Origin of the sequence: Winogradskyella pulchriflava, assembly GCF_042434315.1 — a bacterium.
Lineage (GTDB): Bacteria > Bacteroidota > Bacteroidia > Flavobacteriales > Flavobacteriaceae > Winogradskyella > Winogradskyella pulchriflava.
Genome location: NZ_JBHLTQ010000005.1, coordinates 97628 through 110112, shown reverse-complemented (window position 1 = coordinate 110112; position 12485 = coordinate 97628). Strand labels below are relative to the sequence as shown.

The following is a 12485-nucleotide window of genomic DNA, read 5'->3' as shown; positions in this document are numbered from 1 at the left end:
AAAGCTAATTATGAAAAATTTTAATCTTGTAAAAAAACACCTAGCATTTATGTTAGGACTCTGTATGGTGGCTTTGTCTTGTACAGATAAATTAGAAGAGAATGACGGACAGCTTGCGGCTGATGATCTTGATTTTACTATTTCAGAGGATATGGTTTTACCTTTAATTGGTGCATATTCTGCAGTTTATTCAAGAGGATGGGAAGATCCCTTACTTATAGGTGTAAGAGGAGATGATGTTAATGCTGGTGGTTTGGGAGACCAACCTTTATTTGCAGAAACTGATGTATATAATTATGATAACAATTTTTGGATGTTTAACCAAATATGGGAAAACTTCTATGGAGATATTGTAAGAATTGTAAGTTCTCGAGAAACGATTCAGAGTTATAAAGATTTTGCTACTGAAGATGAGTTTATTGATAGAGCAGATCAGTATATGGCAGAATGTAAAGTGTTGAGTGGTTTCACACATTTTCAAATGTCTAGATTATGGGGTGATATATTTATTATAAGGTCATCAGATATATCTACAGAATTAGATAACGGTGTAAAAACTAAGGATGAAGTAATGCAATATATTTCGGACCTTATGGATGAGGCTATTCCATTTCTTCCAGATGCAAGACCTAATGAGCGCCAAGATGTACCAACAGGTGTAACTAAGTACACTGCTTTAGCTATTAAGGCATTAGCTAATTTAGAGTTAGAGAACTATCAAGGTGTTGCTGATGCAACAGGGCAAATTATCAATTCTAATAAATTCTCTTTATATCCAGATTTTTATGAGTTATTTAAAAAGCCAGGTGAAAGTAGTAATGAGAACTTATTTGAATTACAGTTTTCAGATTATAATACAGAATCTGGCGCCGTAAATAACCATCTCTATGCTCCTTTTGGTCCATCAAGTTGGAACCCTGTGGTAGAAACAGCTTCTGGTGGTTGGGGTTTTTATGAGCCAAGTCTTAAGTATATAAAATTTATGATAGATAGAGGTGATCAAATACGTTTGGTAACGAGTGTCAACTTTACTCCTAGAGGTATTAATGAGTTGATGTTAGACCCACAATATGCAACGTTGCCAAATTATATTTCAAACATTACACCAGATGGAGATGAGTTTAACGATTATCCTAGAGCAATGTTTGGTAGTGGTAAACACTACTTACCATCTAATCAGTTAACTCCTGGAAGAAATAGCTATGGTTCAGGTAAAAACTTCATTGTTATCAGGTATGCAGAGATGTTATTGATGTATGCTGAAGCATTAACACAAGGAGCAACTGGTGTAGGTATGTCAGCAGACCAAGCCGTTAACATGGTAAGAGGCAGAGTTAATATGCCTGCTCTTTCGGGTGTGACTACTCAAGATGTGTTAGATGAAAAATTTGCTGAACTAGCAATGGAATGGGGAGTACGCTATTTTGATATGATAAGATTAAATAGATACGACGAATTAAGTTATGAAGGAAGGACGTTCACTGCTGAAGATGAATTATTACCTTATCCACTAGCGCAATTAGATTTATTACCATTAGGAAACAATTAAAACAAATGACTAAGATGAAAACTTTAAGTAAATATATAATGATGCTTTCTGTATTATTGGTAGTGTCTTCATGCTATGAAGGTATTGATTCAATTACAGAAGTAGATCCAGGTGACGACGCTGGTGCTCCAATGGTTACAATAAATAAACCAGTTGATGGCTTTGAAATACAAGTTGCAGATCCTGTAACCTCTACAGAAATTGATTTTAGAGCAGAAGATGATATAGAATTGGCTTCTGTTAGAGTAACTTTAGATGGTCAAGAAATAGCATTTTTTGATTCGTTTTTAGATTACAGAATCTTTATTCATGATTTCGTTTATGATAATATTACTACAGGAGAACATGTTTTGGAAATATCCGCAACAGATATAGTTGGTAATACTACTGTTGCAACTTCAAATTTTAGTAAAGAACCTCCTTATACACCACTTTTTCCAGGGGAAACTTTTTATATGAATTTTGATGGGAGTTATAGTGAGTTAGTAACAGTAACAGATGCTACGGAGATTGGTAATCCTGGTTTTGCGCCAGAGGCAAGGGTTGGTTCAGGTGCTTATTCAGGAGCATCAGACTCTTACTTAACGTTTCCAACAGATGGTCTTTTAGCTAATGAGTTTAGTGCTTCGTTTTGGCTAAAGGTTAATGCTACTCCAGATAGGGCAGGTGTTTTAGTAGTTGGACCTCCTGACACCGCAAATCCTGATGCTCAAAATAATAGAACAAGTGGTTTTAGATTCTTCCGTGAAAATGCAGGAGGAATGCAACGCTTTAAATTAAACGTTGGTAACGGGACAGGTGATAATTGGTTTGATGGCGGAGCTGCAGCAGATGTGGATCCTACTGCAGATGAATGGGTGCATTTTGCATTTACGATTTCAGGAACTGAATGTGTAGTTTATAAAAATGGTGAAATTGTTAGCCAAAATTCATTTCCTGGTGTAGATTGGACTGGTTGTGATGTCCTCTCTATAATGTCTGGTGCACCACGATTTACAGGTTGGGGACATAACTCTGATGCAAGTTTTATGGATGAGCTAAGGTTATTTAATATGGCATTAACTCAAGATGAAATTATTGAGCAGATTGCTCAAGCAGATGAAATCTTCAAATTAGGATTCAACGGAAGTTATACAGATAGCTATAGTGATGTAGATTGCACTGAAGTTGGCAGTCCAGGATTTACGGGTTCAGCAGATGCTTATGAAGGTAATAATGCTTATCAAGGTGCTACAGATTCTTACTTAACCTTCCCTACAGATGGTTTACTAAATGAAGAGTTTTCTGCCGTATTCAGATACAAAGTTAATGCTGCTCCCGATAGAGCAGGTGTTTTGGTTATTGGTCCACCAGATACAGCAAATCCTGATGCCCAAAATAATCGATCAAGTGGATTTAGATTCTTCCGTGAAAATGCAGGAGGAATGCAACGCTTTAAATTAAACGTTGGTAACGGTACAGCAGATTCATGGTTTGATGGTGGTGCAGCAGCCGATGTAGATCCAACTAACCCACAATGGGTACAGATGGCATTTACAATATCTAATACAGAATGTGTTGTCTATATAGATGGGCAGGTTGTAAGTCAAAATTCATTTCCTGGTGTAGATTGGACAGGTTGCGATATTCTTTCCATAATGTCTGGCGCACCACGTTTTACAGGATGGAATCACTTGTCGGATGAAAGTGCTATGGATGATTTAAGAATCTTCAAAAAAGCATTGTCACAAGCAGAAATACAATCAATGCTATAAATTAATTGAGCCGAAACACCTTAGAGTGTATAGAATTTTTTTGAATTAGTCTTTATTGCTTTAGCTGCATTTATAAAACATAAATGCAGCTAAAGTTTATCCAAGTTTTAGTAATGAAACCATCTAAGCAAAATAAACTATTTGTTTTGGCGGCTATAGTATTATCTATTATGAGCTGTAAAAACAATTCAAGTCAAGCTGAAAAAATAGATTCAACCTCAGTTATTGAGGAAGAATTTAATGAAGAACAATTATTGGATACGATTCAATACCAAACTTTTAACTATTTCTGGGAAGGAGCAGAACCTAACTCTGGCTTAGCGAGAGAGCGTTTGCATTTAGATGGTGCTTATCCAACTTCACCAAAAAACACAGTAACTACAGGAGGAAGCGGATTTGGATTAATGGCTATCTTAGTTGGTGTAGAGCGTGGTTTTATTACCAGAGAACAAGCTTTAGAGCGCTATCTTAAAATAGTTGATTTTTTAGAAAAAGCAGACCGTTTTCATGGAGCTTGGCCACATTGGATTGACGGTGAAACAGGAAAAGTGTATCCATTTAGTAAAAAAGATAATGGAGGTGATTTAGTAGAAACTGCTTTTCTTATTCAGGGATTATTAACGGTTTCAGAATATTTTAAAGAAGGTAATGAAAAAGAAAAAGAGTTAGTTGCTAAAATAGACCAACTTTGGAAAGATGTTGAGTGGGATTGGTACACCAAAAATGGTGAAGATGTATTGTACTGGCATTGGTCACCTGAGTTTGGTTGGGAAATGAACTTCCCAGTTGGTGGTTATAACGAGTGTTTAATAATGTATGTACTTGCTGCAGCATCTCCTACACATTCAATTGACAAATCTGTCTATGAAAAAGGGTGGGCACGCAATGGTCAAATCGTTTCAGATAAAACCTTTTATGATGAAGAACTCGTACTAGATTATTATGAGCATGATAAAGATCTTATAGGTCCCTTATTTTGGGCACACTATTCCTACTTAGGTTTAAACCCAAATGGACTTTCGGACCAATATGCAGATTATTGGAAATTAACCCAGAATCATGCAAAAATTCATTACAAATATGCTGTAGATAATCCTAAAAGCTTTAAATGTTATGGTGATAGTCTTTGGGGATTTACTTCTAGTTATTCTATTAAAGGCTACTATGGTCACAGACCAGAAAAAGATATAGGTGTAGTATCTCCAACAGCAGCGTTATCATCTTTTCCATATACTCCAAAAGAGAGTATGAATGTTTTAGCAAATATCTATAAAAACCATGATAGCTTGGTTGGTAAGTATGGCCCATATGATGCCTTTAGTTTTGAGCACAATTGGTATGTGCCTCGTTATTTAGCTATTGACCAAGGTCCAATTCCAGTAATGATTGAAAACTACCGTACAGGTTTATTTTGGAAATTATTTATGAAGAATAAAGATGTTCAAGCAGGTTTAGACAAATTAGGTTTTAAATACACTAAAGTAGATTAAATGAAGAAATTAAGTTTTATAATTATACTAACTATACTACTAGGTTGTGGTAAAGATGAAGGTCCTGGTTATCAGGAACCTTATGATCCAAATGATGATGATCCAGTTATACCACTAACAGATGAAGAACTTTTGGATTTAACCCAACAAGAAACCTTTAAATATTTTTGGGATTATGCCGAAAGCAATTCTGGTGCTGCTAGAGAACGTTACCATACCGATGAGCCTTCTAATAGTCAAAATGTAGTAACTACTGGTGGTAGTGGTTTTGGATTAATGGCTATTCTTGTCGGTATTGAAAGAGGTTATATTACCAGAGCAGAAGGCTTTAATAGATTAAGTCAGATTTTAGATTTTTTTGAAGGAGCAGATCGTTTTCACGGTGTATGGCCACACTGGTTAAACGGAACAAATGGAAATGTTATTCCGTTTAGTCCACAGGATAATGGTGGTGATTTGGTTGAGACTGCTTTTTTAGCTCAAGGTTTGATTTGTGTAAACGAGTACTTTAAAAATGGTTCAGCCGAAGAAATGGCACTTTCCCAACAAGCTGATGTACTATGGAAAGGAATTGAATGGGATTGGTACACACAAAATCAAAATGCATTGTATTGGCATTGGAGTCCAACAGATGGATTTGCTATCAATTTGGAATTACAAGGTTATAATGAAACATTAATAGCATTTATTTTAGGAGCTGCATCACCAGATTATCCAATTCCAGTGGCAGCTTATCACGAAGGTTGGGCCAATAATGGATCTATTGTGTCACCAGCAAATCAGTATGGTATTCCGTTAATTCTAGATCATGCAGGTACAGGCACTGGACCATTATTTTGGGCGCATTATTCTTATCTTGGTTTAGACCCAAGAAATTTATCAGATCAATACGCTAACTATTGGGATTTAAATGTTAATCATACCAACATTAATTATCAGTTTTGTGTTAATAATCCTAATAACTATGTGGATTACGGACCAAATTGTTGGGGATTAACAGCAAGCTATTCTAGAAATACAGATGGCTCTGTAGGTTATTCAGCTCATGATCCAGAAAATGATATTGGTGTAATTTCACCAACTGCAGCCATAAGTTCTATTCCATATACTCCAGAAAAATCATTGGCAGCAATGCATTATTTTTACGAAAACGAATTAATGGGACCAGCTGGTTTTTACGATGCGTTTAGTCCTCATTATGATTGGGTTACAGAACGTTATTTGGCTATAGACCAAGGGCCTGAGATAATTATGATTGAAAATCATAGAACTGGTTTGCTTTGGAATTTATTTATGCAAAACGAAGATGTCCAAAATGGGTTGGAAACTTTAGGTTTTAGTTATTAACTGTATATGGTTATTAGGTATTACATACTCGTCTTTATTTTTCTCAATAGCTGTAGTAGTTCTAAAGGAGACAGTTTTGAGTTTGTTGTGCTTCCAGATACTCAAACTTTAGTTGAAGAATTTCCAGAAGTATATATGAATCAATTGCAATGGATAGAACGTAATAAAGAAAGATTTTCTTTTGTGTTGCATGTTGGAGATATAACCCAGAACAATTCTGAAGAAGAATGGCAAGTTGCAAAATCTGGATTATCACTTTTAAACAAAAAAGTGCCATATAATTTAGCACTTGGCAATCATGACATGGGTAGCGAAATTGGGAAATTTGCGGATACTAGAAACACAATGCTCGCTAATCGGTTCTTTCCTCATTCAGAATACATAAGTCAATCTAATAGCATTGCTACTTTTCCTAAAGGTTCAATTGATAATAACTGTGCAGAATACGATCTAGTAGGTCAAAAATGGCTGGTTTTTTCTTTGGAATTTGGTCCAAGAAATAAAACAATTGAATGGGTGAATGGTATAATTGCAAACCACCCTAACCATAAAGTAATCCTAAATACACATTCTTATATGTATAATGACAATACTTTGCAAGACGGTAATGATTGGTATTTGCCTCAAAAGTATGGTGTTGGTAAAGATACAGGAGCTGAGGCAGTAAATGATGGAGGGCAACTTTGGGAAAAATTAGTGAAGCCCAATAAAAATATCATTATGGTATTTTCAGGACATATTTTAGGGTCTGGTGTTGGGCAGTTAGTTGCTAAAAACAATTATGGTAACACAGTTTATCAAATGCTTGCCAATTATCAAAAAAATGTAAAAGGAGTGGAAAAGGGAGATTCAGGCTATTTAAGAATTATCAAAGTAGATAAGAAGACAAATACTATTTCAGTAAAAACATATTCGCCTTGGTTAGATAAGTTTTATACCAATCCAGAGCATGAGTTTACTTTTACAAATGTTGAAATCTAAATTTAAAAATATGACCATACAACATAGATACTTACAGCTTTTGATTACTTCACTTTTCATGTTAAGTGGTTTAAGCATATTTGCACAACAAGAAAGTCTTTTTAAAGAGGAAAGCTTTATACAAGAAACTGACACTTTAAAATACCGAATATTATTGCCTGAAGACTTTTCGGAAGACAAGCAATATCCAGTGGTGTTGTTTCTTCATGGTGCTGGAGAACGTGGTGAAGATAATAAAAAACAACTTGTTCACGGTAGTAAACTATTTACAGATATTACCAATCGTGGTGCATTTCCTGCAATCGTCATTTTTCCGCAATGTCCAAAAAATAGCTATTGGTCAAATGCAGAAGTTGACAGAAGCAGTTACCCAATAAAATTAACGTTTCCAAAGGATAAGGAAGCCACAAAACCTTTGCAATTGGTTATTGGTTTAATGAAAGAGATAACCAGTAAAGCTTACGTAAATAAAGATAAGGTTTATGTTGGTGGACTATCAATGGGAGGTATGGGAACGTTTGAAATCTTATCGAGGCAACCAGATATGTTTGCAGCTGCCTTTGCAATTTGTGGTGATGGAAATGCTGAGTTAACCAAAAATTACGCTACAAAAGTAGATATATGGGTGTTTCATGGTGCAAACGATGATGTTGTAAACCCAAAAGGTTCAGTAAAAATGGTCAATGCCATTTTAGAGAATGGAGGAAAACCAAATTTTACATTATACGCAGATGATAATCATAACAGTTGGGACTCAGCTTTTGCAGAACCCGAATTATTAACCTGGCTTTTTTCGAAATCAAAAAAATAGAATATGAACAAATCAACTTTATATATACTCTCATTTTTGGCACTTGTTTTAGTGCCATGCAATGCTAAAGACGGTAACAAGAATAAATCAAGCGCGAATCCTTTTGAAGCTAAAGTGGATTCCATTTTAAATTTAATGACTTTAGAAGAAAAATTAGGACAATTAAACCTGCCATCTTCAGGCGACATTACAACAGGTGCTTCTCAAAGTTCCGATATTGCCAAAAAAATTGAAGAAGGCAAAGTAGGAGGATTGTTCAATATAAAGTCCGTAGCCAAAATACGCGAAGTTCAAAAAATCGCTGTAGAAAAAAGCCGATTAGGTATTCCGTTAATCTTTGGTATGGATGTTATTCACGGCTATGAGACTACTTTCCCAATTCCATTAGGTTTGTCTGCTTCTTGGGATATGGAAATGATTAAAAAAACAGCTCAAATGGCGGCTAAAGAAGCTACTGCAGATGGTATAAACTGGACGTTTTCTCCAATGGTAGATATTTCCCGTGATCCACGTTGGGGAAGAGTTTCTGAAGGGTCAGGAGAAGATGTGTATTTAGGAAGTGAGATTGCAAAAGCCATGGTCAATGGTTATCAAGGAGACGATTTAACCTTAAACAATACCATGTTGGCTTGCGTAAAGCATTTTGCACTTTATGGAGCACCTGAAGCTGGTAGAGACTATAATACGGTTGATATGAGTCGTATTAGAATGTACAATGAATATCTTCCACCTTATAAGGCAGCAATCGATGAAGGTGTAGGTTCTGTTATGGCTTCGTTTAACGAAATTGATGGCATTCCAGCAACAGGAAACAAATGGTTACTTACAGATTTGTTACGTGACGATTGGGGTTTTAATGGCTTTGTAGTAACTGATTATACTGGAATCAACGAAATGATTGCTCATGGTGTAGGTGATTTACAACAATCATCTGCTTTAGCTTTAAAAGCAGGAATAGATATGGATATGGTTGGCGAAGGTTTACTAACCACGCTTAAAAAATCTTTAGATGAAGGTAAAGTTGATATGAACGATATCGATACTGCTGTAAAACGAATTCTTACTGCTAAGTATCAAATAGGCTTGTTCGATGACCCATATAAATATTGTGATTTAGAACGACCTAAAACCGATGTTTTTACTGCTGAAAATAGAGCTTTTGCAAGACAAGTCTCAGCAGAATCTATGGTACTTCTTAAAAATGAAAACAACCTTTTACCACTTAAAAAATCAGGAACGATTGCTCTTATTGGACCATTAGCTAATACAGCTGTAAATATGGCTGGAACTTGGAGTGTGGCAACAAAACAAGAAAAATCAAATCCGTTATTAGAAGGTTTAAAATCTGTTGTGGGTGATCAAGCCAATATTTTATATGCTAAAGGAAGTAATGTCGATTACGATATAGATTTTGAAAAGCGCATTACAATGTTTGGTAAAGATATTCCTCGTGATGATAGAACCGATAAACAATTATTAGACGAAGCTTTGGCAATTGCAAAAAAATCTGATGTTATTCTTGCTGCAATTGGTGAAACTGCTGAATTGAGTGGTGAGAGCAGTAGTGTTACAAATCTTCAAATTCCGCAAGCGCAAAAAGATTTATTAAACGCCTTATTAAAAACAGGAAAACCAGTCGTGTTGGTTTTATTTACAGGAAGACCATTAGCTATAGTTGAAGAAAATGAAAATGTTCCAGCAATTTTAAATGTTTGGTTTCCTGGTAGTGAGGCAGGTTTAGCTATTTCGGATGTATTGTTTGGAGATGTTAATCCATCAGGTAAACTTACAGCTACATGGCCGATGAATGTTGGTCAGGTTCCTATTTTTTATAACCATAAAAATACAGGTCGTCCATTGGGTAATAAAGAAGGAAAATTTGAAAAATTCAAATCCAATTATTTAGATGTACGAAACGAGCCATTATATCCATTTGGTTATGGGTTAAGCTATACCAATTTTGAATATTCAAACTTAAAATTAGATAAATCATCAATAACTGCTGATGGTGAGATTACCGTTTCGGTCGATGTAACTAATTCAGGTGATTACGATGGTAAAGAAGTAGTGCAATTGTATATAAGAGATGTTATGGGTTCTGTAACACGACCAGTTAAAGAACTAAAAGGCTTTCAAAAAGTAATGCTTAATAAAGGTGAAACAAAAAACATAAGCTTTACTGTTTCTGTTGAAGATTTAAAATTCTACAACTCAAATTTAGATTTTGTTGCTGAGCCTGGTGAATTCCATGTATTCGTTGGTACTGATTCCAGCACAGAAATGATGAAAACATTTGAATTAACAAAATAGCATTAAAATGAAATATAGATTCCAATATATTCTTTCTTTTTTACTTGTATCCAGTTTTGGCTTTGCTCAAAATTATGAAGCCAAAGTAGATTCCATAATGAATCTCATGACGCTACAGGAAAAAATAGGACAAACCGTAATGTATGGTGGAAGTTGGGATCAAACAGGACCAATTGTTGGAGCAAATAATGGTAAATACATTCGCGAAGGCAACATGGGAGCGATGCTCAACGCTATGTCTGTAAAAGGAACACGCGATTTACAAAAAGTAGCTTTAGAAGAAACCCGTTTGGGTATTCCTCTATTGTTTGGTTATGATGTTATTCATGGACATCGTACGATTTTCCCAATCAATTTAGGTTTAGCGGCAAGTTGGGATTTAAAAATGGTTGAAGAAAGTTCTCGTATTGCTGCAGAAGAAGCTTCAGCAGAAGGTATTCATTGGACGTTTGCGCCCATGGTTGATATATCGAGAGAGCCACGTTGGGGAAGAATTTCAGAAGGTGCAGGTGAAGATGTGTATTTAAGCAGTGAAATAGCAAAAGCCTATGTCAAAGGTTTTCAAGGAGATGATTTGTCTAAACCTAATACTATTTTAGCTTGTGCAAAGCACTATGTAGCTTACGGAGCAGCTCAAGCAGGTAGAGACTACCATACGGTAAATATGGGTGAAGGCGAATTACGAAACGTTTATTTACCACCTTTTAAAGCTACAATTGATGCAGGAGTAGAAACCTTTATGTCTGCTTTTAATGAGCTTAATGGTGTGCCAACTTCTGGAAATAAATTCACTTTGAGGGATATTTTAAGAGACGAGTGGAAGTTTGAGGGCTTTGTCGTTTCAGATTATACATCGATTAACGAAATGATTCCTCATGGATTTGCAAAAGACAGTATTGATGCAGCTAGAATTGGTATGAATGCAGGAGTAGATATGGATATGATGGGACATATTTATAGAAAACATCTTAAAACATTAGTTGAAGAAGGTAAAGTTTCTGAAGATTACATCAATGATGCTTGCCGAAGAATTTTATTAGCAAAGTATAAGTTAGGACTGTTTGATGACCCTTATCGTTATATAGACGAAGAACGTGAAAAAACAACCAAATATAAGCCTGAATTTTTAACAAAAGCTCGTGAAATAGCTGCAGCATCTTCAGTATTATTACAAAATAATAATAGTGCATTGCCTCTTTCAAACAACACAAAAAAGATTGCATTTATAGGACCATTGGTTAAAGATGAATATGATATTATTGGTAATTGGGCAGCAAAAGGTGATAGAAAGGGTAAAGCGGTTAGTGTGTTTGAAGGCGTGTCTGAGTATTTAAAACCCAATCAAATTTTATATGCTAAAGGTTGTGATATTTTAAAAGATGATGAGTCAGGTTTTGAAGAAGCAATTTCTATTTCTAAACAAGCTGACGCGATTGTTTTGGTTATGGGAGAAGGACATCATATGAGTGGAGAAGCAGCTTCAAGAACCAATTTAAAAATCCCAGGAATTCAACCAAGACTTATTCAAAAAATACGAGAAGCCAATCCTAACAAAAAAATCACTTTAGTATTGATGAATGGTCGACCAATAAATCTTTCCGAAGAAATTAATTTAGTCGATGCCATTTTAGAAGTTTGGTTTCCTGGTACTATGGGTGGAGCAGCAACAGCAGATTTACTCTTCGGGACAGTAAATCCTTCAGGTAAGTTAACAGTCACTTTTCCTAGAAATGTGGGTCAGGTTCCTATTTATTACAATATGAAAAATACAGGACGACCAATACCTGAAAACAATCCAAAAGAGGATTATAAAAGTAATTATATAGACGTGCCAAATACACCTTTGTTTGTTTTTGGGCATGGATTGAGTTATACAAATTTTAAGTATTCAGATTTAAAATTATCAGCCAATCAATTAACGCACTCTAATACTATTACAGCTTCTGTTGATGTTACAAATACAGGTGATTATGATGGTCATGAAATTGTTCAACTCTATATTCACGATAAAGTAGGAAGCGTTACCAGACCAGTTAAAGAGCTTAAAGGATTTCAGAAAATATTCTTAAAAAAAGGAGAAAGCAAAACCGTTTCATTTACTATTTCTGTTGAAGATTTGAAATTCTACAACAGCGAAATGAGATATACCGTTGAGCCGGGTGAATTTGAAATAACCATTGCACCAAGTTCTAACTTTAAATTTAAAAATACGTTTAACCTCATAGATTAATAGCTAACTGATG

General features: G+C 35.2%; 8 protein-coding genes. All 8 read left to right on the top strand.

Going from position 1 to position 12485, the window contains the following annotated elements; translation table 11 throughout:
* Nucleotides 1-10 precede the first annotated feature (10 nt).
* The 8 genes from ACFFGA_RS09975 to bglX (ACFFGA_RS09940) all read left to right on the top strand — a co-directional run bounded on the left by ACFFGA_RS09975 (nt 11) and on the right by bglX (ACFFGA_RS09940) (nt 12472).
* A complete protein-coding gene (locus tag ACFFGA_RS09975) occupies nt 11-1549 on the top strand; it encodes a RagB/SusD family nutrient uptake outer membrane protein (RefSeq protein ID WP_386063277.1) in 1539 nt (512 codons plus the stop codon).
* A 14-nt stretch (nt 1550-1563) separates the two neighbouring features.
* Entirely contained in the window at nt 1564-3303 is a 1740-nt protein-coding gene (locus tag ACFFGA_RS09970; RefSeq protein WP_386063275.1) for a LamG domain-containing protein, read from the top strand.
* Nucleotides 3304-3416: 113 nt separating this feature from the next.
* Entirely contained in the window at nt 3417-4793 is a 1377-nt protein-coding gene (locus tag ACFFGA_RS09965; protein ID WP_386063272.1) for a glucoamylase family protein, read from the top strand.
* A complete protein-coding gene (locus ACFFGA_RS09960) occupies nt 4794-6140 on the top strand; it encodes a glucoamylase family protein (RefSeq protein WP_386063270.1) in 1347 nt (448 codons plus the stop codon).
* 6 nt (nt 6141-6146) lie between these two features.
* Nucleotides 6147-7121 carry a metallophosphoesterase gene (locus ACFFGA_RS09955; protein WP_386063267.1) on the top strand — a complete coding sequence of 325 codons (975 nt, stop codon included), beginning with the start codon at nt 6147-6149 and terminating at the stop codon, nt 7119-7121.
* A 10-nt stretch (nt 7122-7131) separates the two neighbouring features.
* Nucleotides 7132-7932, top strand: a complete 801-nt coding sequence (locus tag ACFFGA_RS09950; RefSeq protein ID WP_386063265.1) for a carboxylesterase family protein — start codon at nt 7132-7134, stop codon at nt 7930-7932.
* Nucleotides 7933-7935: 3 nt separating this feature from the next.
* Nucleotides 7936-10242 carry a beta-glucosidase BglX gene (gene bglX, locus ACFFGA_RS09945; protein WP_386063262.1) on the top strand — a complete coding sequence of 769 codons (2307 nt, stop codon included), beginning with the start codon at nt 7936-7938 and terminating at the stop codon, nt 10240-10242.
* A 7-nt stretch (nt 10243-10249) separates the two neighbouring features.
* On the top strand, nt 10250-12472 hold the full coding sequence (gene bglX / locus ACFFGA_RS09940; RefSeq protein WP_386063259.1) for a beta-glucosidase BglX: 2223 nt from the start codon (nt 10250-10252) through the stop codon (nt 12470-12472).
* Nucleotides 12473-12485: the final 13 nt, after the last annotated feature.

Coding starts and splice junctions, on each gene's coding strand:
- ACFFGA_RS09975 (WP_386063277.1), top strand. CDS start 11: ATGAAAAATTTTAATCTTGTAAAAAAACACCTAGCATTTATGTTAGGA.
- ACFFGA_RS09970 (WP_386063275.1), top strand. CDS start 1,564: ATGAAAACTTTAAGTAAATATATAATGATGCTTTCTGTATTATTGGTA.
- ACFFGA_RS09965 (WP_386063272.1), top strand. CDS start 3,417: ATGAAACCATCTAAGCAAAATAAACTATTTGTTTTGGCGGCTATAGTA.
- ACFFGA_RS09960 (WP_386063270.1), top strand. CDS start 4,794: ATGAAGAAATTAAGTTTTATAATTATACTAACTATACTACTAGGTTGT.
- ACFFGA_RS09955 (WP_386063267.1), top strand. CDS start 6,147: ATGGTTATTAGGTATTACATACTCGTCTTTATTTTTCTCAATAGCTGT.
- ACFFGA_RS09950 (WP_386063265.1), top strand. CDS start 7,132: ATGACCATACAACATAGATACTTACAGCTTTTGATTACTTCACTTTTC.
- bglX (WP_386063262.1), top strand. CDS start 7,936: ATGAACAAATCAACTTTATATATACTCTCATTTTTGGCACTTGTTTTA.
- bglX (WP_386063259.1), top strand. CDS start 10,250: ATGAAATATAGATTCCAATATATTCTTTCTTTTTTACTTGTATCCAGT.